Consider the following 23566-nt stretch of genomic DNA (forward strand, 5'->3'; position numbering starts at 1 on the left):
GACATTCTAGTCGAAGTCCTCTTCCGGTGGCTCCTCGGGCGCGTTTCGCATCTCGGTGGAGAGGATGACGAAACGCTCGTCACCTCTCGTCCACAGCAATCCATTCGCCTCCGCGGTCACGCTGATCACGGCCTTTGCCGAGACCGGACGCTCCACCGTGGCAACGATCCGGAAGATCGGCGCGCCGTCAAAACCAGGCTCCTCGACGACGGTGGCCCCAACGAGTCCGAACCCATCGAGCCTCTTTCGAACCACCGAGAGGATCAGTCCTTCCGCGTCTTCCGTCGAAAGCGTCGCATGCTTGAGCGATGACATGGCGTGATTCCTTCCGAGGAACGCTGCTAGGCCGACACTATCACATCCCCCTTCGCCGCCTCACCCCTGGCTCAGCCCCCCGAACAGCGTCGGCATGTCGAGCGGGCGGAAGCCGTAGTGCTCCAGCCAGCGGACGTCGGCGTCGAAGAAGGCCCTGAGATCCGGCATCCCATATTTCAGCATGGCAATGCGATCGATGCCCATGCCCCAGGCAAAGCCCTGATAGACGTCCGGGTCGAGCCCGCCGGCGCGCAGGACGTTGGGATGGACCATGCCGCAGCCGAGGATCTCCATCCAGTCCGAGCCCTCGCCGAAGCGCACTTCGCCGGGCTTCGACCGGTCGCACTGGATGTCGACCTCCATCGACGGCTCGGTGAAGGGGAAGAAGGACGGGCGGAACCGCATCTTCAGCTGCGGCACCTCGAAGAAGGTCTTGCAGAACTCTTCCAGCACCCACTTCATGTTGGCGATGTTCGACGTCGTGTCGACCACCAGGCCCTCGACCTGATGGAACATCGGCGTGTGCGTGGCGTCGGAATCCTGCCGGTAGGTCTTGCCCGGAATGACGATGCGGATCGGCGGCTTCTGCGTCTCCATGGTGCGGATCTGCACCGGCGAGGTGTGGGTGCGCAGCACCTTGCACTCGCCGGTCTCGTCGGGAGCCAGGAAAAACGTGTCGTGCATCTCGCGGGCGGGATGGCCCTCGGGAAAGTTCAGCGCGGTGAAATTGTAGTAGTCGGTCTCGATGTCCGGCCCTTCGGCGATCGAGAACCCCATGTCGGCGAAGATCGCGGTGATCTCGTCGATCACCTGGGAAATCGGATGGATCCGCCCGCGCGACGCCGCACCCTGGCGAACGGGCAGCGTCACGTCGACGCGCTCGGCCGCAAGCCGCGCCGCGGTCGCCGCCTCGGCCAGCACCTCGCGCTTGGCCGCGATCGCCTCCTGCACGCTGTCGCGCAGGCCGTTGAGCCGCGGGCCCGCCTCCTTGCGCTCCTCCGGGCTCATCTTGCCGAGCCCCTTCATCATCTCGGAGATCCGGCCCTTCTTGCCGAGCTCGGCAATGCGGATGGCTTCCAGCGCGGCTTCGTCTTCCGCCTGTTCGATCTTCTGGATCAGCTCGGTCTCAAGCGTCTCGCTCACGCGTCACTCCAAGATTGTCATGCCGGCGGGGCGGCCATTCGGCGCCTCGTTAGCGCAAGGGACACCGTGATGGAAGCGCAGCGGCCAGCCAACGGGTTGATGGCGGATGAAACCGGCATCCGGGCAAAGCCTTTGAAGGGGCACGATCGGAAAAGGCAGGACCGGCGCACCGGCCGCCGCCGCCGGGTTCCACCGGCTGCCCCATCATTCTGACACGATCCATTCTCTATGTCAGCGCGGACCGGGGCCGGATCGGCAGGACGGCTGGCAGCAGCGGCACCTCGCAAGGTCGGTTTCGGCAACCGGAAACACACCTCTTCGAATGCGTAGTGACGTGATCGAGCACATCCCAGATCCCGCCGGCCTTTCACCTTCCGGACCGACTGGCGGCGTTAAAAACGCGAGAGGGCCGCGCCTGTCCGCCATTCTGACGGGCCTCGTCTGCGATGCATCAAGGGAGCGGATCGCGATCAGCGATCTCTTCGTGGCGACGGGCGAGCGCGCCTTCGGAGCCCTGCTCTTCCTGTTCGCCCTGCCGAACCTCCTGCCGATGCCGCCCGGCACATCGAGCATCCTCGGCGTGCCGCTGATCTTCCTCGCCGCTCAGATGAGCTTCGGCTTCAAGCCATGGCTTCCCAGCATAATCGCGAGGAGGTCTCTGCGTCGCAGCGACCTGTCGGCCGTCGTCGAGCGCTCCGCACCGTGGATCGCGCGCGCCGAACGGATCCTGGCGCCGCGCCTCGGCTTCCTGGTTCACCCCCCCGCAGAGCGTGTGGTCGGGCTCCTCTGCCTTGCCTTGGCGATCATTCTGATCCTGCCGATCCCGCTCGGCAATTTCCTGCCGGCCCTGGCGATCTGCATCTTCGCTTTCGGCATTCTCGAGCGCGACGGCCTGTGGATCATCGCCGGCACGGCCATGGTTGCGATCTCCGTCGGCGTCGTCTGGGGCATCGTCGTTGCCCTCGTCGAATACGGACTCGTCCTTGCCCGGGATCTCTGGGGCTGGATCGGCGCGTTTGCGGATTCCTTGCGGTGAGTCGGCCTCGACGAAAAAGACCCGCGGATTGCGCCGCGGGTCTCGTTTACATTCAGTACCTGGAAGAGGCGTCGCGACTCAGGCCGCCTGCTTCTCGCCGACCGCGCGCTCATAGGCGTTCGGAAACTCGCTCTCTTTCAGATAAGCGAGCGCCGCCTTGGCCTGCTCACAGAGCGCCGCGAAGGCCTCCGGCTCGTGGATCGCGATGTCCGACAGGACCTTGCGATCGACCTCGATGCCGGCCTTGGCCAGACCGTCGATGAAGCGGCCATAGGTCAGGCCGTGCTCGCGGACCGCGGCGTTGATGCGCTGGATCCAAAGGGCGCGGAAGTTCCGCTTCTTCACCTTGCGGTCGCGGGTCGCATACTGCTTCGACCGATCGACGGCGGCCTTGGCGGTGCGGATGGTGTTCTTGCGGCGGCCGTAGAAGCCCTTGGCCTGCTTGAGAACCTTCTTGTGCTTGGCGTGGGACGTAACGCCCCGTTTGACGCGTGCCATGATCTAAACTCCTGAAATCTCTAGAATGCCGGAAACGCGCCGCTCAGCGGTTGTAGGGCATGTAGGTCTTGACGATCCGCTCGTCGGGCTTCGACAGAATCATCGTGCCGCGCGCGTCGCGAATGAAGTCGTTGGAGCGTTTGATCATGCCGTGGCGCTTGCCGGCGGCACCCGCCTTGACGTGGCCGTTGGCGGTCATGCGGAAGCGCTTCTTGGCGCTCGCCTTGGTCTTCATCTTGGGCATTTTGCTCTCCTGATTAAGAGGATCGCGACGTCGGCCGAACCGTCTCGCGGCGGCCTGATGACTTGCCTTCTGGGAAGGAAGTGTCGCGAACAGCATTAGGAGCCGCCACGGCATGCCCTGCCGGCCGGCTCTCGTCTGAACGCGGGTCTCATACGCGAGAGGCGGGGAATGCGCAAGGGTCTCGGCCGAACGAATGGAGGCTTCATGCTCCTTCCCGCCCCGTGCTTGATCGCCGCCCCGCCCTCCGCCATAAGGCCCGCCAATGTCAGTTGAAGCTCGCCCTCGGAGCCGCCCCATGAGCGCCTTTGCCCCCCGCGTCTTTTCCGGCGTGCAACCCACCGGAAACCTGCATCTTGGCAACTATCTCGGCGCGATCCGCAAGTTCGTCGCCCTGCAGGAGAGCCAGGACTGCATCTATTGCGTGGTCGATCTCCATTCGATCACCGCGCAGCTGGTCCACGACGATCTGAAGGGCCAGATCCGCTCGATCACCGCGGCGTTCCTCGCCGCCGGCATCGATCCGAAGCGCCACATCGTCTTCAACCAGAGCCGGGTGTCCGGCCATGCCGAACTCGCCTGGATCTTCAACTGCGTCGCCCGCATCGGCTGGATGAACCGGATGACCCAGTTCAAGGAAAAGGCCGGCAAGGACCGCGAGAACGCTTCCCTCGGCCTGCTCGCCTATCCGAGCCTGATGGCCGCCGACATCCTGCTGTACCGCGCGACGCACGTGCCCGTTGGCGACGACCAGAAGCAGCATCTGGAGCTGACCCGCGACATCGCCATCAAGTTCAACAACGACTTTTCGGACAAGATCGCGGCGGCAGGTCTCGCAACGCCCATCCAGATGGGAGAGGAAACCGTCAACGGCTATTTCCCGATCACCGAGCCGCTGATCGAGGGGCCGGCGACCCGGATCATGAGCCTCAAGGACGGCTCGAAGAAGATGTCGAAGTCCGACCCGTCCGATCTCTCCCGCATCAACCTCACCGACGACGCCGAGCAGATCGCCCGCAAGATCAAGAAGGCCAAGACCGACCCGGACGCCCTGCCCTCCGAAGTCGCAGGCCTTGCAGGCCGGGCGGAGGCCGACAATCTCGTCGGCATCTATGCGGCCCTGGCCGAGACGACCAAGGCCGAGGTGCTGGCGGAATTCGGCGGCCGGCAGTTTTCCGAGTTCAAGCCGGCGCTGGCCGATCTGGCGGTCGAAAGGCTCGCCCCGATCAACGCCGAAATGCGCCGGCTGATCGACGATCCCGGCCATATCGACGCGGTGCTGAAGGACGGCGGCGAACGGGCCGGCGCCATCGCCGAGAAGACCATGGCCGACGTGAAGGAGATCGTCGGCTTCCTGCAGTGACACGGGTGCCTTCGCGGCCAAGCCGTGGCGGGGTTCGCCATTCGACCTTATGGTGGTGGTGAAGATCCAGCGGGAGAACCACGATGGCCGCGGAAAAGCTGACGATCACCCTTCAAGGTTCGGCCGCGAAGATGCTCCGCGCGCTTTGCGAGGCCTCGGGGCATCCGCCGGAGGTCTATCTGGAGGTGATGCTCAAGGATCATTTCGATGCCGAGATGGCGGAGATCCGCGAGTTGCAGGAGCGGCTGCAAAATGCCGAGGCCGGCAACGTTATCCCTCACGAGGAGGCACGTGAGCAACTTCGCCGCACGATCGCTCGGGCGAGCCGCGACGCCGCCGAATGAAGCGAATCGTCTGGGAGACGAAAGCTCTCCGGGAATTCGACGAAGCCCTCTCCTACCTCGCCGCACGCAACGAGCAAGCGGCCCTCGCATTGGAGAAACGGATCAGCGACGCCATCGCGCTTCTGGCCCGAAACTCGATCGGACGACCAACGAGATCTGCAGGCGTACGGCAGAAACTCGTTCTGCGAACGTCGTATTGCGTGCATTACCGGATCGTCGGTTCCGATCTGGTCGTGCTCGACGTCCGACATCAACGGCGTAAAGATCCAGTCGAGGGCTCTTAGAAAGTCGGTAGTTCGCCGAGCTTCACCACCTCCATCTTGCCGCCGGCCTCCACTCCGGCCATTTTAGCGCCCATGGTTTCAAAACGGATAGGCCGCGAAGCGGGCGGCAAGCGCAAGTTCCTGGCGATCATCGACGGCACGCCCGAATGCACAAGGGCGGCCTCCTATGCCGCCTATCGGGCCAAGGCGAGCGGCGGCGGGGCAGTGCTGCTCTACGTCATCGAGCCGGGCGACTTCCAACATTGGCTGGGCGTCGAGAAGCTGATGCGGGCCGAGGCCCAGGAGGAGGCGGAAAACGCCCTCGCCAAGGTCGCCGAGGATCTGCGCGAGGTTGTCGGCATCGAGCCGGAGGGGGTGATCCGCGAGGGCAAGATCATCGAGGAGATCCACGCCCAGATCGAGGCCGATCGCGAGATCGCCATCCTCGTCCTGGCCGCCGGTGAAGCGGGCGAAGGACCGGGGCCGCTGGTTTCGGCCGTCGCCGGAAAGGGCGCAGCCTTCCCGATCCCGGTGACGATCGTTCCGGCGTCCCTGACCGACGAGGAAATCATCAGCCTCTGCTGAGCGATCCCTGTCGCAATGGGCTGCATGTTGTGAGAGGGGGCCGGAAGGATGAGCCCGATCGATCATACCGGACGAAACCCGCCTCGTCCGCATGCTGACATCGGCCGCCGGAATACCCATTTCTTGCCGTGACGGCCGAAGACCGATATCTTTGGAACAATTCAAAAGAGCGCCCGGGCCAAACGACCGGCCGGCCGGCGAGAGGTTAAAGACGATGTTCATCCAGACCGAAGTGACACCCAATCCAGCGACCCTGAAGTTCCTGCCCGGCCGGGTGGTCGTTGAGCGCGGCACCGAGGAATTCTCCTCGATGGCGGACGCCGAGGCCCGCTCTCCGCTGGCGGCCCGGCTGATGGCGATCCCGGAAATCTCCAGCGTCTTCTTCGGCTACGACTTCGTCACCGTGACGAAGAGCACCGCCGAGTGGCAGCACCTGAAGCCGGCGATCCTCGCCAATCTGATGGAGCACTTCATGGCCGGCGAGCCGGTCATGGCACCCGCCGGGGCATCGACCGTCAGCGACGGCGACGAGTTCTTCGAGGCCGGCGACGAAAACACCGTGGCGACGATCAAGGAACTGCTGGAGACGCGGGTGCGCCCCGCCGTCGCCCAGGACGGCGGCGACATCACCTTCCGCGGCTTCAAGGACGGTACGGTCTATCTGAACATGCGCGGCGCCTGCTCGGGCTGCCCGTCCTCGACCGCGACGCTGAAGCACGGCATCCAGAACCTGTTGCGGCACTTCGTGCCGGAAGTGCAGTCGGTGGAGGCCGTCGAGGCGGCTTGAGGCCGGCCGTGAGGCAGGCGGAAACCTAGTTGCGTCGTGTCAGCCACGCTGATGACTTAGGCTGAGATTTCCTTGAAGCGCGAAGGATGCGCGACATGAAAGTGTCTATCGCCGAGGCCGAAGGACAACTGGACGATCTCGTCCGCCGAGCCGAAACAGGCGAAGAGGTCATTCTGACCCATGATGGCAGGGCTCGCATACGGCTTTTGCCGATAGACGAGCCATCGAAAGCGATGTCGCGGCGTGCCTTGCTGGAAGAAATCCAGCGGTCTGCGCGCCGCAATGCCACACCCGGCCCCTCCGCAGCGCGCAGCCAAGATTTCCTCTATGACGACGATGGCCTGCCAGGGTGATCGTCGTCGACACCTCCGCTTTGATGGCAATCCTCCTCGAAGAAGCGTTGGCGCAGTCCTGCATCGAAGCCATCGCTCTTGCCGATCGGATTTCGATTTCCGCGAGCAAATTCGCAGAGGCGATGATCGTTGCGCAGCGTCGAACGCTTGCGGACGAGATGCGACGTGTCATCGTGGAAGGCGAGTTCGAGGTGGTCACGCTCGACGAGAAGGCAGCGGCTCGGGCCGCTGACGCCTATCGGCTTTGGGGAAAGGGTTTTCACCCGGCACGACTGAACTACGGCGATTGCTTCGCCTATGAACTTGCCCGACGTCTCGACTGCCCGTTGCTCTACATCGGCAGCGATTTTTCACAGACAGACATCGCAGCGGCCCTCTGATCCGTTCCCCGAGACTTCCATGCCCCCGTTGATCCTCGCCCTCGACACCGCATTCGCCCGTTGCACGGCCGCCGTCTTCGATCCGTCCGGCGAGGGCCGGCTGCTGGCGGCCGCAGAGCCCGACATCGGTACGGGCCATGCGGAGCGTCTCACCAGCGTCATCGACGAGGTCTTCACCGAGGCCGGAGCCACCTATGGCGACCTGTCCCGCATCGTCGTGACCATCGGTCCCGGCTCCTTCACCGGCATCCGCGTCGGCGTCGCGGCGGCGCGCGGCCTGGCGCTGGCGCTCGACATTCCGGCAATTGGGATCTCGACATTGGAGGCCATCGCGAAGGGCGCTCTCGCGAGCAAGGATACCGGCGCGAATGCGTCGCCGATTCTCGCCGTCATCGACGCCAGGCGGGGCGAGATCTATGCGTCGCTGTTTTCCGCCGGCGGCCGGCTGATCGCCGGCTCGGCCGCGCTCCAGCCGTCACGCCTCGAGGCGTTTCTCGCCGGACCTGCCGAAGCCTTGCATGCCGCGGGTGGCGAAGCCGGTGGCCCGCTTCTTCGCCTCGTCGGCAGTGGCGCGGCAATCGCCCAAGCGCATCTCCCAGGCATCGAAACGATCATCGCCGGCGAGACCGACCGGATCGACCCGGAGATCCTCGCCCGGCTCGGCGCCCGGGCGCCGGCCGGGGAGCCGCCGCGTCCGCTCTATCTGAGGAGTGCCGATGCCAAGCCGTCCTCCGCGCCGTCGCTGCGCCACGCGCCGATGGAAAGCATTCCCTAATCGGCCCTCGGATATCATAGTGAATTCGGTGAAGGGGCCTGTCCGGCAATATCGTCCGGCCCATCCTCGGATGCGTCGCTCGATCGCATCTCGAAGGTTGCAGCGGCCCGGCGGTGGGAGGATCGCGTCATGTATTGGTTCTTGCCTTGGGTCTGGACGGCGAGTTGGCTCGAGACCTTTCTCGGCCATGGCGAGCCGGTGGTGATGGAACTCACCGACGAGCAGCTCGACGCCGCCGCCGAGCTCCACAGCGAAGCCTTCGACCAGCCCTGGTCGGGCGACGAACTCGGCACCCTTCTCGCCCAGCGGGGCAGCTTCGGCTATGTTGCCCGGCACCTCGGAGCGCCCCAGGCCGGGCCGCTCGGCTTCGTCCTCGCCCGCAACATCGCCGGCGAGGCCGAGATCCTGACGATCACCGTCGCGCCGCGCAGTCGCCGCGCCGGCATCGGGCGACTGCTGATGGATCACGTGCTGCAGAAGCTCCATGCCGAGCGGGCCCAATCGCTGTTTCTCGAAGTCGACGAGGAGAACGAGGCGGCCCTGAGGCTTTACAAGCGGCTGCGTTTCGAGGAAGTGGGGCGCCGCCCCGCCTATTATCACCATCCCGATGGTCGGCGGACCAGCGCCCTCACCCTGAAACGGAGCCTGTCCAGCTGAACGGGCGGCGGCGCAAGAGACCGACGATTTCTCCCAAACGCAGCACCCCCGCCATGCCCCGCCAGAGAATGCGCAGACGCCGATCGAGCGAGCCGTCATGATCGCCCGGCTGCGTGTCGCCTTCGTCGCCTCCGTCCTCGTTGCCCAGACCCTGCTGCTGTGGCCGCTGCAGGCGCTCGCCATGCGCCGGGGCTGGCCGCTGCAGAGGAAGCTTCCGCATCTCTGGCACGTCGTCGCCTGCCACGTCGCTGGCGTGAAGGTGACGGTGGTTGGAAAGCCGGCAAGTGGGCGGCCGCTGCTTCTCGTCTCGAACCACCAGTCCTGGTCGGACATCATGGTGCTCGGCCGGGTGATGCCCCTGTCCTTCATCGCCAAGGCGGAAGTCAGCTCCTGGCCGGCCTTCGGCCTTCTGGCAAAGCTGCAGCGCACCGTCTTCGTCGAGCGCGAGGCGCGCGGTCGTACCGGCCGCCACGCCTCGCAGATCGCCGAGCGGCTGTCGGAAGGCGACGCCATGGTGCTGTTCGCCGAGGGAACGACGTCGGACGGCAACGAGGTCCTGCCGTTCCGCACGGCGCTGTTCGGCGCCGCCCAGATGGCGCTGCGCGATTCCACCTCCGGCTCGGTGCTGGTTCAGCCCGTCGCCGTCGCTTATACCCATGCGAGCGGCCTTCCGCTCGGCCGCTATCATCGCCCGGTTGCCGCATGGCCGGGCGACGTCGAACTCGCGCCGCACCTCCTCGGCTTCCTCAAGGAAGGCGCCATCGACGCGACGGTCGTCTTCGGCGAACCTTTGACCTTCACCGGCGCATCCGATCGCAAGGCGGTCGCCCGGAGCGCCGAGGAGACCGTCCGGCGGCTTCTGGCGGGCGCCCTCGCCGGGCGCCCCTGAGGTGTTTGCGAGTGCCAGCGTTGGGCCCTGCCCCTCGGGCCGAGAGGGAAAAGCTGCCGCCGACGCTTGCGCAAAGCCACGATGCCGTCGATATATGGCGTTAGACCTCGAGGCAGGACGAGAGTTTCGGACGTTCAGGCGTCCGACCGCAATGAACGAGAGCCTGAACTGAAGGGCGCATGAGCGATACGAGGCAAGCGACAATTTCGCCGACAGAGCGAGCCGGTTCGCGCAAGGTCTTCATCAAGACATATGGCTGCCAGATGAACGTCTACGACAGCCAACGCATGGGCGATGCGCTGGCGACGGGCGGCTATGTGGCGACCGAGGCAATGGAGGACGCCGATCTCGTTCTCCTCAACACCTGCCACATCCGTGAAAAGGCCGCCGAGAAGATCTATTCCGAGCTCGGCCGCATCCGCGTGATGAAGGCCGAGCGCGCCGCCATGGGCAAGGACACCCGCGTCGCCGTCGCCGGCTGCGTCGCCCAGGCGGAAGGCCGGGAGATCATCGCCCGGGCGCCGATCGTCGACCTCGTCATCGGGCCGCAGACCTATCACCGCCTCCCCGACGCGCTGCTGCGGGTCGACAAGGGCGAGCGCGTGGTCGAGACGGACTATGCCGTCGAGGACAAGTTCGAGCATCTGCCGAAGGCAGGCAAGCGCGAAATCAGCGCCCGCGGCGTCACCGCCTTCCTGACCGTGCAGGAGGGCTGCGACAAGTTCTGCACCTTCTGCGTCGTCCCCTATACCCGCGGCGCCGAGGTCTCCCGGCCGCTCGCCCAGATCCTCGACGAGGCCCGCCGTCTCGCCGACGCCGGCGTGCGCGAGGCGACGCTGCTCGGCCAGAACGTCAATGCCTGGCACGGCGAGGACGCCGCCGGCCGGCCGATCGGCCTCGGCGGGCTGCTGTATGCCCTCGCCGAGATCCCGGGCCTCGACCGGCTGCGCTACACGACGTCCCATCCCCGCGACATGGACGACGAGCTGATCGCCGCCCATCGCGATCTGCCGGAGTTGATGCCCTATCTGCACCTGCCGGTGCAGTCGGGCTCCGATACCATTTTGAAAGCCATGAACCGCCGCCACACCGGCGACGACTATCTGCGGTTGATCGAGCGCATCCGCACGGCGCGGCCGGATATCGCGCTGTCGGGCGACTTCATCGTCGGCTTTCCCGGCGAAAGCGATAAGGATTTCGAGGCGACCATGCGCCTCATCGAGGCGGTCGGCTACGCCTCGGCGTTTTCGTTCAAGTATTCGCCCCGGCCCGGAACGCCCGGCGCCGAGCTGCCCGGCCATGTCGACGAGGCGGTCAAAGCTGAACGCCTCGCCCGCCTCCAAGACCTTCTGCGCTGTCAGCAGCAGGCGTTTTCCGAAAGCCTCGTCGGCAAGAGCTTGAGCGTCCTCGTCGACAAGCCCGGCCGACGGCCGGGCCAGATCGTCGGTCGCTCGCCCTATCTGCAGCCGGTTGTCATGGATGAGAATGCCGGCACCGTCGGCGACGTCGTGACCGTCGAAATTGCCGGCGCCGTCGCCAATTCGCTGATCGCCGTGGGCGCCTCCGATGCCAGAAGCGCCCTCACAGGAGGCCCGGTTGCCGCGTAACGTGACGCCCGATCCGAGACAGACTTTAAAACAGGGCGCCTCGGACATGGCGCACATCGTTCTCAACTTCGAGGACAACCGGCTGGCCAGCCAGCTGTTCGGCCAATTCGACGAGCATCTGGCCCTGATCGAGCAGAAGCTCGGCGTCGACGCGCGGGCGCGCGGCAACAAGGTCGAGATCCGCGGCGAAGCCGCCGCCGTCGAGCAGGCCCGGCGAGCCCTCGACCATCTCTACGACCGCCTGCAGGGCAGCGCCGACATCGGGCCGAAGGATGTCGACGGCGCGGTGCGCATGGCGATCGCCCAGGACGATCAGCTGGTTCTGCCGACGCTGGAGAGGAAGGGCCGGATGGCGCTCGCCCAGATCTCCACCCGCAAGAAGACGATCCACGCGCGAACGCCGACCCAGGACGCCTACATGCGGGCGCTGGACCGGGCCGAACTGGTGTTCGGCGTCGGGCCGGCGGGTACCGGCAAGACCTATCTGGCCGTCGCCCACGCCGCGCAGCTGCTCGAGCGCGGCCAGGTCGACCGCATCATCCTGACCCGACCGGCCGTCGAGGCGGGCGAGCGTCTCGGCTTCCTGCCGGGCGATCTCAAGGAGAAGGTCGATCCGTATCTGCGGCCGCTCTACGACGCGCTGCACGACATGATGCCGGTCGAGAAGGTCGAGCGGGCATTGGCGGCGGGGGCCATCGAGATCGCGCCGCTCGCCTTCATGCGCGGCCGCACGCTGGCCAACGCCGCGGTGATCCTCGACGAGGCGCAGAACACCACGTCGATGCAGATGAAGATGTTCCTCACCCGCCTCGGCGAGAACGCCCGCATGGCTGTGACCGGCGATCCCTCGCAGATCGACCTGCCGCCCGGCCAGAAATCCGGTCTGGTGGAAGCTTTGCGGGTTCTCGAAGGCGTGCCGAACGTCGTCACCGTGCGCTTCGAGGCCAAGGACGTGGTGCGCCATCCGATGGTCCAGGCAATCGTCGAGGCCTATGAGCGGGACGCGACCGAGCAGCGGAACACGGGCGGCTCGCCTCTCGACCGATGAAGAACGAACGGACGAGAGCTTGGTGAGCCGGCAAACGACACGGCGGGAAAGCCGAGAAGGCATGGAGACGAGATCAGATCGCGAGGCGGCGCCACCAGAGGCGTCCGCGGAGGATGAGGAGACGGCCGTCCCTCCGCCCCTGCCCGGGTTTGCCGCGCTGACGGTGGCGATCGCAGTCGAGGACGAGGCCTGGACCGACGCTTTCGGCCAAGAGGAACTCGCCGCCCTGACACGTCGGGCACTCGCTGCGGCAGCCCGACATCTGGAACTGCCCGGAGCGATCGAGACGGAAATCTCGGTGACCTATTCGAACGATGCGACGGTCGCCGAGGCCAACCGCGCCTGGCGCGGCAAGGACCGGCCGACCAACATTCTCTCCTTTCCGATGGTTCAGCTCGAACCGGGCGAGCTTCCCGGCCCGCTGGCCGGCGACCTTCTGCTCGCCTTCGAGACGGTGGCTCGCGAAGCTTCGGCCGAGGACAAGCCGCTCGCCGACCATATCGGCCATCTTCTCGTCCACGGCTTCCTGCACCTCATGGGCTACGACCACATCGAGGACGACGAGGCGGCGGCCATGGAGATGACGGAAATCGCGATCCTCGCGGGTCTCGGCATCCCCGATCCTTACGACTCGCCGACGGAACGTCCGGCCAGCCACCAAACAGAATGAACCAAGTCGAGCGATCGTCTCGTTTCTGACGTGTCGATCCTCTATCCTTCCAGGACGAAAGAGCATTGAGCGAGACGATGTCACGTGAGGACCATTCGGCGGACCGGCAGGCCAGCGAGCCCGCGACCGCCAGCGGCGACGCCAGCAGCGACGACCGAAGTCGCTCCTCCCCTCCCCCGCAGTCTTCGAACGGCAATGGCGGACGGCGCTTCTTCGACGGACTGTTCGAGCGGTGGCGGCCGCGAATGTCCCGCCTCGTCCGCGAGGATCTGACCAAGGCTCTTCTCCACCAGGGACCGGAAGCGGACGCCTTCTCACCCGCCGAGCGGGCGATGCTGAACAACATCCTCCGGCTCCGGGAAGTCCGGGTCGAGGATGTCATGGTGCCCCGCGCCGACATAAGAGCGGTCGAGATCACCACCACGCTCGGCGAATTGATGAAGCAGTTCGAGGCGAGCGGCCATTCGCGCATGCCGGTCTATGGCGAGAGCCTCGACGATCCGCGCGGCATGATCCACATCCGCGACGTCGTCGGCCACATCACCCGCGTCGCCCGCCCGGCAAAACCCCAGAGCAACGGCAACGGCGCGCCGGCCAAAAAGCCGCGCGCCGGCCTCGACCTTCGCCAGATCAACCTCGCCCGCAAGGTCGAGGATCTCGGCATCATCCGCAAGGTGCTGTTTGTGCCGCCCTCCATGCTGGCGACGGACCTGATGGCCCGGATGCAGGCGGCGCGCATCCAGATGGCCCTCGTCATCGACGAATATGGCGGCACCGACGGCCTCGTCTCTTTGGAAGACGTCATCGAGATGGTGGTCGGCAACATCGAGGACGAGCACGACGACGAGGCGCCGATGATCACCGAGCGCGGCGACGGCATCTTCTATGCCGATGCGAGGGCCGCTCTCGACGAGGTCAAGAAGGTGATCGGCGGGGACTTCGACATCTCCGAATATGTGGAAGAGGCCGATACGATCGGCGGTCTCCTGTTCTCCGAACTCGGCCGCGTGCCGGCCCGGGGCGAGGTGGTTCAGGCCGTACCCGGCTTCGAGTTCCAGGTGCTGGAGGCCGATCCGCGCCGGGTACGGCGGGTGCGGATCATCCGCTTCCGGCAGGGTGAAAAGCGCCGCCGCATCGTCGAGGGGCTCGCCGACCAGGCCTGAGGCGGGGGAGCACGGGACCGACCAAGAGCGGCCGGCCGGACTGTCGGGAGAGATCCCGCGCCGACCGGCCTTGTCGGCCGTCGCGCATGGCCGGCGCGCCGCGATCAGGCTGGGTCAAGCGATCTGGCATCCAATCGCGTTCTGGGCTAAGTGCGGCCGTCGGGGTCGGAGGCATTTGCGTGCGGGGGCGATTGGGCGCGGCGATCAGCCATGGCGATAGGGTGGCCGCCCGGGGGTTCTTCGAACGCCTGGCCGGCAGGGTCATGCTGCTCGAAGGCGCCCGCCGCATCCTGCTCACCCTCGCCGCCGGCGCTTGCGCGGCGCTCGCCCTGCCGCCCTTCGACTTCCCGGCGGCGGCCTTCGTCGCTTTCACGATCCTCGTCTGGCTGCTCGACGGCGTCGGCGCCCGGCCGACGCTCGCGCGCACACTGATCGCCGATTTTGCCGTCGGCTGGCTGTTCGGCTTCGGCTATTTCGTCGCCGGTCTGTGGTGGCTCGGCAGCGCGATGCTGGTGAATGCGGCCGCCTTCGCGGTCTTCATTCCCTTCGCCGTGCTCGGACTGCCGGCGGTGCTCGCCGTCTATTTCGGCCTCGCCACCGTCCTCGCACGGCGGTTCTGGCCCGACAGCGCCTTTCGCATCCTCATCCTCGCCGCCTCGCTGGCATCGTTCGAATATCTCCGCTCCTTCGTCCTCACCGGCTTTCCGTGGAACGAGATCGGCGTCCTCGCGGCCCCGACGCCGATGCTGATGCAGTCGGTCAGCCTGATCGGCCTGCACGGGCTGAGCCTGCTCGCCGTCTTCGTCTTCGCCGCACCGGCGGTGCTCGCCGACCGCCACGGCCGCGGGCCGGTCCTTGCCCTGGCGGTCGTCGTCGCCGCCGCCCATGTCGGCTATGGCGCCTACCGCCTCGCCAACCATGCGACGACCTTCGTCGACGGCGTCGCGGTCAGCGTCGTCCAGGCGAACATCGCCCAGTCCGACAAGTTCGACGAGACGGCCGCCCAGGCAATCTTCGCCCGCCAGATCGCCGTCACCGAAAAGGGCCGCGAGAGCCGGCGGCCGGTCGGCGGGACTACGGCCGGGGCGGGCACGGGGGTCGGGGCCCAGATCGTCGACGCGCGACCCAAGACCCGGACGCTGATCGTCTGGCCGGAATCCTCCCTGCCCTTCGTTTTGACCGAGCGGCCAGAGGCGGTGGCGCGGCTTGCCGACATGATCCAGCCCGGCGAGACGCTGATCGCCGGCGCGCCGCGCATCGAGCCGATGGCGTCGGGCGGCGAGCGGCTCTACAATTCGGTGCTCGTCGTCGACGACAACGGCGAGATCGTCGATGCCAGGGACAAGGTGCATCTCGTCCCCTTCGGCGAGTACCTGCCCTTCGAGCGCTACCTGGCGCGCTACGGGATCATGAACCTCACCGAGATGCCGGGCGGCTTTTCGGCCGGCACCGAACGCCGGCCGGTTCCGCTGGAGGGCGCGCCGTCCTTCCTGCCGCTGATCTGCTACGAGGCGATCTTCCCGAGCGAGATCGCCGTGAGCGCCGCCGCCGAGCGGCCGGGCTTCATCGTCAACGACACCAATGACGGCTGGTTCGGCATGACCCCCGGCCCCCACCAGCATCTCCGGCTGGCCGAACTTTCGGCCGTCGCCCTCGGCCTGCCGCTGGTTCGCGCCGCCAACACCGGGATCTCGGTCGTCACAGATCCCTACGGACGGGAGATCGAAGCCCTGGCGCTGGGCGCGACGGGCACGATCGAGGCCGGACTGCCGGCGGCGGCGGAACCGACGCCTTATTCCCGCCTTCGAAATCTTCCCTTTTTCGGGCTGCTCGCTGCGACCTTCGTGTTTGGGGTGAGCGTCTGGTTATTCATCAGTCGGCAAACGGATTGACAACCCGCCGCTAATGAGCGACGCCGTTTGAAACTACTAAGGGGATATGAACTATTTGTGCGAAGTGCCGGTCGCCCCTTAGGACCGCGCTTCTGTCCGACTTCGACTGGGGGTCGAAAGCGAAAAGGCGTGAGTGATGCTGGAGAGCAAGAAGAAGCCCAACCCCATCGACACCCATGTCGGCTCGCGCGTCAGATTGCGGCGCACCATGCTCGGCATGAGCCAGGAGAAGCTGGGAGAAGCGCTCGGCATCACCTTCCAGCAGGTCCAGAAATACGAAAAGGGTTCGAACCGGATCGGCGCGAGCCGCCTGCAGCACATTTCCGACGTCCTCACCGTGCCGGTCTCGTATTTCTTCGAGGACGCGCCCAGTTCGGCGGCGGCTCCGCGCAGCGGAATGGAGGAGAGCGGTTCCGACTATGTCGTTGATTTCTTGTCGACAGCGGAGGGTCTTCAGCTCAATCGGGCCTTCGTCAGGATCGCCGATCCGAAGGTGAGAAAGCGCGTGATCGATCTCGTCCGCAGCTTGGCGGGCAGCGCCGACGACGCCCAAAAAAGCTGAAAATCGGGCCAATTCGGCGTATTTTTGGCCCTCTGTGGCTTGACGCCGGCCGGCCCATACAGCAAACCCGCAGCGGCCCACGGGAATATCACTCCCCGATATATCATTCGAGCCGGCGCGTGCATCCGTGACCCATACGGAGTGCTTCGCTTCGACGCGGTTGCACGGCCCCTGAGAAGAGGAAAACCGAATGCCACGCATGGACTACCTTTTCACCAGCGAAAGCGTCTCCGAAGGCCATCCAGACAAGGTATGCGATCGGATTTCCGACGAAATCGTCGATCTGGTGTACCGCGAGGCCCGCAAGGGCGGCGTCGATCCCTGGTCGGTACGAATTGCGTGCGAGACCCTCGCCACGACCAACCGGGTCGTGATCGCCGGCGAGGTGCGCCTGCCTCCGTCGCTGATGAAGACCGACAAGAACGGCAAGGAAGTGATCAACCCGTCGCGCTTCAAGTCGGCGGCCCGCCGCGCCATCCGCGACATCGGCTACGAGCAGGACGGCTTCCACTGGAAGACCTGCAAGATCGACGTGCTGCTTCACTCCCAGTCGGCCGACATCGCCCAGGGCGTCGACAAGTCCCATGAGACGCGCGACACCGAGGGCGCCAACGACATTTCCGAGGGCGCCGGCGACCAGGGCATCATGTTCGGCTACGCCTGCAAGGAGACGCCGGAGCTGATGCCGGCGCCGATCTTCTATTCCCACAAGATCCTCGAACTCCTGGCCGCCGCCCGCAAGTCCGGCGAAGGCGAAGCCGCCAAGCTCGGCCCGGACGCCAAGAGCCAGGTGACGATCCGCTACGAGAACGGCGATCCGGCCGAGGTGACGTCGATCGTCCTGTCGACCCAGCATGTCGACGAGACCTGGGACTCCAAGAAGGTGCGCGAGGTCGTCGAGCCCTATATCCGCGAAGCCATGGGCGACCTGCCGATCGCCAAGGACTGCGTCTGGTACATCAACCCGACCGGCAAGTTCGTCATCGGTGGCCCGGACGGCGACGCCGGCCTCACCGGCCGCAAGATCATCGTCGACACCTATGGCGGCGCGGCGCCCCATGGCGGCGGCGCCTTCTCCGGCAAGGACACGACCAAGGTCGACCGCTCGGCCGCCTATGCGGCGCGCTATCTCGCCAAGAACGTCGTCGCGGCCGGCCTTGCCGAGAAGTGCACGATCCAGATCGCCTATGCGATCGGCGTCGCCCAGCCGGTTTCGGTCTATGTCAACCTGCACGACACCGGCAAGAACGTCACCGAGGAGCAGGTCGAGAAGGCAGTCCGTGCCGCCATGGATCTGTCGCCGACCGGCATCCGCAAGCACCTCGACCTCAACAAGCCGATCTACGCCAAGACCGCGTCCTACGGCCATTTCGGCCGCAAGCCCGGCCGCGACGGCTCGTTCTCGTGGGAAAAGACAGATCTCGCGCCGAAGCTGAAGGCCGCGATCAAGAACGGCTGACACAGCCGATCCGCTCTCGGCCGGCGACAAGCCCGGCCGTTTGCGACCGAGACCGAGGACAAAGGCCCGGCCAATGCCGGGCCTTTCTGTTGCGGGGATGGGCGGCATGGTCGCCTCGCGCGCCGAACTTTCCTATTCTACGAGCGCATCGTCATGGAGCGGACCACCATGGCCGAGAACGGCCACCTCGAACGTCGCCGCGAAGCCTTCTTCGGCCGGTTGAAGGGCCCGAAGCTCAGGCAGCATCAGGCCGACCTGATCGAAATGCGGCTGCCGCAATTGCGGGTGGACCTCACGCAGCCGGCACCGGCCGATCTGGCACGGCTCTTCTCGGCGCCCGTCGAACGCTTCCGCCTGGAGATCGGCTTCGGCGGCGGCGAGCATCTCCTCCATCGCTCCGGCGAGGATCTCCGCTGCGGCTTCATCGGCGTCGAGCCCTTCGTCAACGGCATGGCAAAGCTGCTCTCGGCCCTTGACGCGACACCGCGAGAAAACCTCCGCCTGTTCGACGACGATGCGACGCTGGTCCTCGACTGGCTGCCGGACGCCACGCTCGATGCCGTCGACCTCAACTATCCCGATCCCTGGCCGAAGAAGAAGCACTTCAAGCGGCGCTTCGTGAACGCGAAGAATCTCGACCGGTTCGCCCGCGTGCTGAAGCCCGGCGGGATCTTCCGCTTCGCCTCCGACATCGACACCTATGTCGACTGGACGCTGCGCCACGTCGCCGAGCATCCCGCCTTCGAATGGACGGCACGGCGACCGGCCGACTGGCACGAGCCGTTCGCGGGCTGGCTCGGCACGCGCTACGAGGCCAAGGCGATCCGCGAGGGGCGCCGGCCGGCCTATCTGACGTTCCGGCGGCTCGAAGGCTGAGCGTCAGGTCGGAGACCGCCGCGCAAGTCGGCGCTGTCCACCTGCGAGCGTCGTGGTCCTCGACGAGGAGGGCGAGGCGGGCGACCCTCGTCCCGCTCATTCATCTTCCGGCCTTGATGCCGGCTTGGCCGCCTGCCGGCGCCGCCGCATCAGGGTGGTCAGCTGGCTGCGATCCGCCGCCCCGGTGAGGAAGGCGAGGAGGAAATAGACCGCCATCGCCGCGATCACCAGCGCGCCCAGCGCCGGCAGCTGGCGATGGATGCCGTCGCCGGTTCCGAGCCATGGCGAGAGCTCGGCAAGGCCGAAGATCAGCCCCGCCCCCATGACGGCGGAACAGAGGCACACCAGGGTCGCGCGTTTCAACAGCGCGCGGTCGATCTCCCAGAGGCCGCGCCGATAGAGGCCGAGGAAGAGGAGCCCGGCATTCAGCCAGCCGGCGAGGGTCGTCGCCAGCGCGATGCCCCGCTCGGCGAGGAGCCAGAACAGACCGAGGGACAGGACGATGTTGGCGCCGGCCGAGATCAGCGTCGCGATCATCGGTGTCTTGGTGTCCTCTCGCGCGAAATAGCCGGGCGAGAAGACCTTGATCATCACGAAGGCCGGCAGGCCGAGGGCATAGAGGCCGAGGACGGAGGCCACCGCCGCCGTCGCCGAAGGCTCGAACTCGCCGCGCTCGTAGATCACCCGGATGATCGGCTCGGGGATCAGGAACAACGCGACCGCCGCCGGAACCGTCAGGAACAGGGCGAATTCGAGCGAGCGGTTCTGGGTGTGCTGGGCCTCGCGCATGCGGCCGGCCTTCAGCGCCCGCGAAAGCTCCGGCAGGAGGACGACGCCGATGGCGACACCGACCATTCCAAGAGGCAGCTGATAGGGCCGGTCGGCATATTGGAGGATCGAAACGGCGCCCGGCTTGAACGAGGCGATCGCCTGTCCGACGAACAGGTTGATCTGGGTGATGCCACCGATCAGCGCGGCGGGACCGGCGAGGATCAGGAGCCGCTTCAGACCCTTGGTCCAGCGCGGTCGCCTGAGCCCGACGCCGAAGCCGGCCAGGCGCATGGCGACGACCACCATGGCGAGCTGGGCGATGCCGGCCACGAGCACGCCCCAGCTCATCATGAAACCGATCGTCGCCTTGTCGGCGCCGATGTGAAGAGCGTAGCCGATCACCCCGATCAGGATGAAGTTGAGCAACGTCGGCGCCGCGGCGGCAGCAAAGAAGCGGCGGAAGGCATTGAGGATGCCCGAGACCATCGCCATCAGCGACATGCAGGCGAGATAGGGAAACATGATGCGCGAGAAGGCGACGGTGATGGCGTAGCGATCATCGCAGGAGATCACCGCGCCGCCAGCCGACGGATCGTCCATGCAGACGGCGAGGCCCGGCGCGATGATGGTCTTCACCAGGAATGGCATGAAGATCATCGCCAGGACGGTCAGCCCGGTCAGAACGGTGAAGAGCGTCGAGAAGACTTCCGAAGCGAAGCGCCGCGCGCCCTCCTCGCCCTCCTCCTCGAGCGAACGGGAGAACAGCGGGATGAAGGCGGCGTTGAAGGCGCCTTCGGCGAACAGACGCCGGAACAGATTGGGAAAGCGGAAGGCGAGGTTGAAGGCGTCCGCCACAGGCCCGACGCCGAGCGCCGAGGCCATCAGCATCTCGCGGGCAAAGCCGAAGATGCGGCTGACGAGGGTCGCTCCGCCGACGGTCGCGAACTTCGACAGAAGGCTCATGTGCGGCCGAGCCCGTAGGCCCGTTCACCCGACAGGATGCCGGCTGTCTGTGGTTCCGAGCCCGGGTTCTCGAAGACGTGGGTCAGCCAGGACGCGATCCGCCCCGTGCGGCTTTCGCTGGTGATCTTGGTGCCGAGCAGGTCGGTGACGTAGAAGACGTCGACCACCTTCTCCCCATAGGTCGAGATGTGGGCGGAGCGGATGTCGAGATTGAGATCGGCCATGGCGCGGGTCAGGTCGGACAGAAGCCCCGGCCGGTCGAGACCTTCGACCTCGACGACGGTGAACTGGTTGGACAGGGCATTGTCGATCGACACCCGCGGGCGGATCGAAAAGGCCGTCGGCGGCCGCTTGGCCTTCTGCCCCGAGATCAGGCGGCGGCGGGTGTCCTTACCCTGCAGGAGGGCGCCAATGTAGCCGCAGATCCGCTCACCGCGGCGCAGTTCGTCGGCGTCCTGAACGAACTCGCGGTTGAGCATCAGGACGTCGAGCGCCCGGCCGTCCGACATGGTGAAGACCTGGGCGCCGACGATGTTGGCGCCAGCTCCCGCGCAGGCGCCGGCGAGCATCGAAAGCAGCCGGGGATGATCCGGCGCGAGAACCATGATCTCGGTGATGCCCTGGAAGGCGTCGGTCCTCACACGGGTCGCCAGCGGTTCGCCGGCGCCCCCCTCGCGAACGAATGCGGCGTGGCGCACCTGCTCGTCGAGCGGGGTCGTCAGGAAATAGTTCGGATAATGAAGATCGAGATAGGCCTCGCGCTCCGCCTCGCCCCATTCCGCCAGCCGATCCGCCAGGCGCCGCCGGGAGGCGGCGAGCCGCTCGGCCCGCGTCGAGCGGGTGAAGCCGCCGGTCAGCGTCGGTTCGGTCTCGAGATAGAGCGTCCGCAGCAGCTGTCCCTTCCAGCCGTTCCAGACGCCCGGGCCGACGGCGCGGATGTCGCAGACCGTCAGAATCATCAGGAGATTGAGGCGCTCCAGGGTGCGCACCCGCTCGGCGAAGTCGAGAATGGTCTTGCGATCCGAGATGTCGCGCTGCTGGGCAGTCATCGACATCACGAGATGGTCCTCGACCAGCCAGGCGACCAGTTCGGTCTCCCGCTCGTCGAGGCCGAGCCGCGGACAGAGCTTCCTGGCGATCTTCGCCCCGGCGGTCGAATGATCCTCCGGCCGCCCCTTGGCGATGTCGTGGAGAAGCAGCGCGACGTAGAGCGCGCGGCGATCCTTGACCGTGCCGATGAGCTCGCTCGACATCGGGTGGTCGGCGGTGAGTTCGCCGCGCTCGATCTGCGAGACGAAGCCGATGGTGCGCAGGAGATGCTCGTCCACCGTGTAGTGATGGTACATGTTGAACTGCATCATCGCGACGATCTTGCCGAAGTCGGGAATGAAACGGCCCAGCACGCCCGCCTCGTTCATCCGCCGCAGGTGGAATTCCGGGTTCGTCCGGTCGGTCAGGACGTCGAGAAACAGGCTGTTGGCATCCGGATCGTCCCGCAGCTCGGCATTGATCAGCCGAAGCGAGCGGCGGATGAGCTTCAAAGTGTCCGGGTGATATTCGAGCTTGTTGGAGGCGGCGAGGCGAAACACCCGGATGAGATTGACCGGGTCGTCGCGAAAGACGGTGGGCGAGGAAACGTTGATGCGGTTGTTGTCGATGTGGAAGTCGATGGTCCCGGGGATCTTCTTCGCCCGGCCGCGCAGGCTGCGGACGAGGTTGCGGATGCCGCCGATCCCTGGGGCGGCCTTGGCGTGCTGCTCTTCCAGCGCCGCGCAGAGGATGCGCGTCAGATCGCCGACGTCCTTGGCGATCAGGAAGTAGTGCTTCATGAAGCGTTCGACGTCTTTCAACCCCGGATGGGCGTTGTAGCCAAGCCGTTCGGCGATCTCCGGCTGGAGGTCGAAGGACAGGCGCTCTTCCGCCTTGCCGGTGGCAAAGTGCAGGTGGCAGCGCACCGCCCAGAGGAAGTCTTCGGCCTTCTGAAACAGCTTGAGTTCGCGCTTGGAGATCACGCCGAGCTCGGCGAGCGCCTCCGGCGTCGTCACCCGGTAGTGATATTTGGCGATCCAGAACAAGGTGTTGAGGTCGCGCAGGCCGCCCTTGCCCTCTTTGACATTCGGCTCGACGAGATAACGGGTGTTGCCGAGCTTGGCGTGGCGGGCGCTGCGCTCGGCGAGCTTGGCGGCGATGAACTCCTCGCTCGTGCCCTCGACGACCTCCTTCTCGAAACGCTGGCCGAGTTCGTCGAACAGCGTCTTGTCGCCGACGATCAGCCAGCGTTCCAGAATCGAGGTGCGGATCGTCATGTCGGCGCGCGACAGCTTGACGCACTCGTCGATGCTGCGCGAGGCGTGGCCGACCTTGAAGCCGAGATCCCACAGGAGATAGAGCAGATATTCGACGACCTGCTCGCCGAGCGCGGTCTGCTTGTAGGGCAGGAGAAACAATAGGTCGATGTCGGAGCCGGGGGCGAGGGTTCCGCGCCCGTAGCCGCCGACGGCGACGACCGCCATGCGCTCGCCGGACGAGAGGTTCGACGAGTGAAAGACATGGCGGAGCGCAAAGTCGTGGATGCGCCCGATGACGACATCCTGGATCGTCGCAAGGCGCCGGGCGCAGTCGAAACCCGCACGATCCTCCCGGAATGCTTCCTCGACCCGGCTGCGCGCCTCGCGGATCACCTCACGCAGGTAGGAGAGCACCTTGGCGCGCGCTTCGTCCGACGATCCACCGGCGCTGTCTTCCGCGGCGATCGCCGCCAGACCTGCCGTAACGCCTGCGGCGTCGATAAAACCGGAGATGTCGATCTGCGGCACGGACTCCGCCGTGAGCGGGACGTTACGGCTGTTCGCCGCGGTGTGGGGCATCGAACTTCCTGCGACATTCTCGGGTGGCTGCCCGGCTATATCGCAACTGCCCCTTTCGG

Annotated in this window: 25 protein-coding genes; 19 read left to right on the top strand and 6 right to left on the bottom strand. The window is 66.1% G+C overall.

The window, feature by feature from the left end:
* Positions 1-6: 6 nt before the first annotated feature.
* Together GTK09_RS09020 and pheS are read right to left on the bottom strand one after the other, a co-directional pair.
* Positions 7-315, bottom strand: a complete 309-nt coding sequence (locus tag GTK09_RS09020) for a hypothetical protein (RefSeq protein WP_163462829.1) — start codon at positions 313-315, stop codon at positions 7-9.
* 60 nt (positions 316-375) lie between these two features.
* Positions 376-1458, bottom strand: coding sequence for a phenylalanine--tRNA ligase subunit alpha (gene pheS, locus GTK09_RS09025; protein WP_163462830.1), 1083 nt, complete (start codon positions 1456-1458; stop codon positions 376-378).
* 334 nt (positions 1459-1792) lie between these two features.
* Between pheS and GTK09_RS09030 the strand changes: the two genes are divergently transcribed.
* Positions 1793-2494 carry an exopolysaccharide biosynthesis protein gene (locus GTK09_RS09030; RefSeq protein WP_312869741.1) on the top strand — a complete coding sequence of 234 codons (702 nt, stop codon included), beginning with the start codon at positions 1793-1795 and terminating at the stop codon, positions 2492-2494.
* Between the two features lie 78 nt (positions 2495-2572).
* On the opposite strand, the gene rplT is transcribed toward GTK09_RS09030, so the two are convergent.
* Together rplT and rpmI are read right to left on the bottom strand one after the other, a co-directional pair.
* On the bottom strand, positions 2573-2992 hold the full coding sequence (gene rplT / locus GTK09_RS09035) for a 50S ribosomal protein L20 (protein WP_163462832.1): 420 nt from the start codon (positions 2990-2992) through the stop codon (positions 2573-2575).
* Positions 2993-3035: 43 nt separating this feature from the next.
* Entirely contained in the window at positions 3036-3236 is a 201-nt protein-coding gene (gene rpmI, locus GTK09_RS09040) for a 50S ribosomal protein L35 (protein ID WP_163462833.1), read from the bottom strand.
* 295 nt (positions 3237-3531) lie between these two features.
* Here rpmI and trpS point away from each other — a divergent pair, with 295 nt between their 5' ends.
* The 18 genes from trpS to trmB all read left to right on the top strand — a co-directional run bounded on the left by trpS (position 3532) and on the right by trmB (position 18906).
* Entirely contained in the window at positions 3532-4596 is a 1065-nt protein-coding gene (gene trpS / locus GTK09_RS09045; protein ID WP_163462834.1) for a tryptophan--tRNA ligase, read from the top strand.
* 83 nt (positions 4597-4679) lie between these two features.
* Complete coding sequence (locus GTK09_RS09050; protein WP_163462835.1) at positions 4680-4940, top strand: hypothetical protein; 261 nt, start codon at positions 4680-4682, stop codon at positions 4938-4940.
* Positions 4937-5224: a type II toxin-antitoxin system RelE/ParE family toxin gene (locus GTK09_RS09055; protein WP_163462836.1), complete on the top strand. Its 288-nt coding sequence runs from the start codon at positions 4937-4939 to the stop codon at positions 5222-5224. The genes GTK09_RS09050 and GTK09_RS09055 overlap by 4 nt, the downstream gene beginning before the upstream one ends.
* A 72-nt stretch (positions 5225-5296) precedes the next feature.
* Entirely contained in the window at positions 5297-5788 is a 492-nt protein-coding gene (locus GTK09_RS09060) for a universal stress protein (RefSeq protein ID WP_163462837.1), read from the top strand.
* A gap of 214 nt (positions 5789-6002) precedes the next feature.
* Positions 6003-6575, top strand: coding sequence for a NifU family protein (locus tag GTK09_RS09065; protein WP_163462838.1), 573 nt, complete (start codon positions 6003-6005; stop codon positions 6573-6575).
* 95 nt (positions 6576-6670) lie between these two features.
* Positions 6671-6928 (top strand): type II toxin-antitoxin system Phd/YefM family antitoxin, encoded by a 258-nt coding sequence (locus GTK09_RS09070; RefSeq protein WP_163462839.1) that lies wholly within the window; start codon positions 6671-6673, stop codon positions 6926-6928.
* Positions 6925-7308, top strand: a complete 384-nt coding sequence (locus GTK09_RS09075; RefSeq protein WP_163462840.1) for a type II toxin-antitoxin system VapC family toxin — start codon at positions 6925-6927, stop codon at positions 7306-7308. The genes GTK09_RS09070 and GTK09_RS09075 overlap by 4 nt, the downstream gene beginning before the upstream one ends.
* A 19-nt stretch (positions 7309-7327) precedes the next feature.
* On the top strand, positions 7328-8083 hold the full coding sequence (tsaB, locus tag GTK09_RS09080) for a tRNA (adenosine(37)-N6)-threonylcarbamoyltransferase complex dimerization subunit type 1 TsaB (protein ID WP_163462841.1): 756 nt from the start codon (positions 7328-7330) through the stop codon (positions 8081-8083).
* 129 nt (positions 8084-8212) lie between these two features.
* Complete coding sequence (locus GTK09_RS09085; protein ID WP_163462842.1) at positions 8213-8740, top strand: GNAT family N-acetyltransferase; 528 nt, start codon at positions 8213-8215, stop codon at positions 8738-8740.
* Positions 8741-8837: 97 nt separating this feature from the next.
* Entirely contained in the window at positions 8838-9629 is a 792-nt protein-coding gene (gene olsA / locus GTK09_RS09090; RefSeq protein WP_163462843.1) for a lyso-ornithine lipid O-acyltransferase, read from the top strand.
* Between the two features lie 179 nt (positions 9630-9808).
* A complete protein-coding gene (miaB, locus tag GTK09_RS09095) occupies positions 9809-11236 on the top strand; it encodes a tRNA (N6-isopentenyl adenosine(37)-C2)-methylthiotransferase MiaB (protein WP_163462844.1) in 1428 nt (475 codons plus the stop codon).
* Between the two features lie 46 nt (positions 11237-11282).
* Complete coding sequence (locus GTK09_RS09100; protein WP_246217802.1) at positions 11283-12284, top strand: PhoH family protein; 1002 nt, start codon at positions 11283-11285, stop codon at positions 12282-12284.
* A 61-nt stretch (positions 12285-12345) separates the two neighbouring features.
* A complete protein-coding gene (gene ybeY / locus GTK09_RS09105) occupies positions 12346-12954 on the top strand; it encodes an rRNA maturation RNase YbeY (RefSeq protein ID WP_163462846.1) in 609 nt (202 codons plus the stop codon).
* A gap of 77 nt (positions 12955-13031) precedes the next feature.
* Positions 13032-14117 (top strand): hemolysin family protein, encoded by a 1086-nt coding sequence (locus GTK09_RS09110; RefSeq protein WP_163463031.1) that lies wholly within the window; start codon positions 13032-13034, stop codon positions 14115-14117.
* A 179-nt stretch (positions 14118-14296) separates the two neighbouring features.
* The gene (gene lnt / locus GTK09_RS09115; RefSeq protein ID WP_312869745.1) at positions 14297-16009 is read left to right on the top strand and encodes an apolipoprotein N-acyltransferase; all 1713 of its coding nucleotides are present in this window, start codon (positions 14297-14299) and stop codon (positions 16007-16009) included.
* A gap of 136 nt (positions 16010-16145) precedes the next feature.
* Positions 16146-16571 (top strand): helix-turn-helix domain-containing protein, encoded by a 426-nt coding sequence (locus tag GTK09_RS09120; RefSeq protein ID WP_163462848.1) that lies wholly within the window; start codon positions 16146-16148, stop codon positions 16569-16571.
* A 190-nt stretch (positions 16572-16761) separates the two neighbouring features.
* On the top strand, positions 16762-18030 hold the full coding sequence (gene metK / locus GTK09_RS09125) for a methionine adenosyltransferase (protein WP_163462849.1): 1269 nt from the start codon (positions 16762-16764) through the stop codon (positions 18028-18030).
* A gap of 153 nt (positions 18031-18183) precedes the next feature.
* Positions 18184-18906, top strand: coding sequence for a tRNA (guanine(46)-N(7))-methyltransferase TrmB (gene trmB, locus GTK09_RS09130; protein ID WP_246217803.1), 723 nt, complete (start codon positions 18184-18186; stop codon positions 18904-18906).
* 96 nt (positions 18907-19002) lie between these two features.
* On the opposite strand, the gene murJ is transcribed toward trmB, so the two are convergent.
* Together murJ and GTK09_RS09140 are read right to left on the bottom strand one after the other, a co-directional pair.
* A complete protein-coding gene (murJ, locus tag GTK09_RS09135) occupies positions 19003-20640 on the bottom strand; it encodes a murein biosynthesis integral membrane protein MurJ (protein WP_163462850.1) in 1638 nt (545 codons plus the stop codon).
* Positions 20637-23507, bottom strand: a complete 2871-nt coding sequence (locus tag GTK09_RS09140) for a [protein-PII] uridylyltransferase (RefSeq protein ID WP_163462851.1) — start codon at positions 23505-23507, stop codon at positions 20637-20639. The genes murJ and GTK09_RS09140 overlap by 4 nt, the downstream gene beginning before the upstream one ends.
* Positions 23508-23566 lie beyond the last annotated feature (59 nt).

It is taken from the genome of Jiella pacifica, from assembly GCF_010500815.1.
Classification (GTDB): Bacteria; Pseudomonadota; Alphaproteobacteria; order Rhizobiales; family Rhizobiaceae; genus Jiella; species Jiella pacifica.

Excerpts from the sequence above, each read along its gene's own strand:
- GTK09_RS09020 (WP_163462829.1), bottom strand. The coding sequence starts at position 315 with ATGTCATCGCTCAAGCATGCGACGCTTTCGACGGAAGACGCGGAAGGA.
- rplT (WP_163462832.1), bottom strand. The coding sequence starts at position 2,992 with ATGGCACGCGTCAAACGGGGCGTTACGTCCCACGCCAAGCACAAGAAG.
- rpmI (WP_163462833.1), bottom strand. The coding sequence starts at position 3,236 with ATGCCCAAGATGAAGACCAAGGCGAGCGCCAAGAAGCGCTTCCGCATG.
- trpS (WP_163462834.1), top strand. The coding sequence starts at position 3,532 with ATGAGCGCCTTTGCCCCCCGCGTCTTTTCCGGCGTGCAACCCACCGGA.
- GTK09_RS09050 (WP_163462835.1), top strand. The coding sequence starts at position 4,680 with ATGGCCGCGGAAAAGCTGACGATCACCCTTCAAGGTTCGGCCGCGAAG.
- GTK09_RS09055 (WP_163462836.1), top strand. The coding sequence starts at position 4,937 with ATGAAGCGAATCGTCTGGGAGACGAAAGCTCTCCGGGAATTCGACGAA.
- GTK09_RS09060 (WP_163462837.1), top strand. The coding sequence starts at position 5,297 with ATGGTTTCAAAACGGATAGGCCGCGAAGCGGGCGGCAAGCGCAAGTTC.
- GTK09_RS09065 (WP_163462838.1), top strand. The coding sequence starts at position 6,003 with ATGTTCATCCAGACCGAAGTGACACCCAATCCAGCGACCCTGAAGTTC.
- GTK09_RS09070 (WP_163462839.1), top strand. The coding sequence starts at position 6,671 with ATGAAAGTGTCTATCGCCGAGGCCGAAGGACAACTGGACGATCTCGTC.
- tsaB (WP_163462841.1), top strand. The coding sequence starts at position 7,328 with ATGCCCCCGTTGATCCTCGCCCTCGACACCGCATTCGCCCGTTGCACG.
- GTK09_RS09085 (WP_163462842.1), top strand. The coding sequence starts at position 8,213 with ATGTATTGGTTCTTGCCTTGGGTCTGGACGGCGAGTTGGCTCGAGACC.
- olsA (WP_163462843.1), top strand. The coding sequence starts at position 8,838 with ATGATCGCCCGGCTGCGTGTCGCCTTCGTCGCCTCCGTCCTCGTTGCC.
- miaB (WP_163462844.1), top strand. The coding sequence starts at position 9,809 with ATGAGCGATACGAGGCAAGCGACAATTTCGCCGACAGAGCGAGCCGGT.
- GTK09_RS09100 (WP_246217802.1), top strand. The coding sequence starts at position 11,283 with ATGGCGCACATCGTTCTCAACTTCGAGGACAACCGGCTGGCCAGCCAG.
- ybeY (WP_163462846.1), top strand. The coding sequence starts at position 12,346 with ATGGAGACGAGATCAGATCGCGAGGCGGCGCCACCAGAGGCGTCCGCG.
- GTK09_RS09110 (WP_163463031.1), top strand. The coding sequence starts at position 13,032 with ATGTCACGTGAGGACCATTCGGCGGACCGGCAGGCCAGCGAGCCCGCG.
- GTK09_RS09120 (WP_163462848.1), top strand. The coding sequence starts at position 16,146 with ATGCTGGAGAGCAAGAAGAAGCCCAACCCCATCGACACCCATGTCGGC.
- metK (WP_163462849.1), top strand. The coding sequence starts at position 16,762 with ATGCCACGCATGGACTACCTTTTCACCAGCGAAAGCGTCTCCGAAGGC.
- trmB (WP_246217803.1), top strand. The coding sequence starts at position 18,184 with ATGGAGCGGACCACCATGGCCGAGAACGGCCACCTCGAACGTCGCCGC.
- murJ (WP_163462850.1), bottom strand. The coding sequence starts at position 20,640 with ATGAGCCTTCTGTCGAAGTTCGCGACCGTCGGCGGAGCGACCCTCGTC.
- GTK09_RS09140 (WP_163462851.1), bottom strand. The coding sequence starts at position 23,507 with ATGCCCCACACCGCGGCGAACAGCCGTAACGTCCCGCTCACGGCGGAG.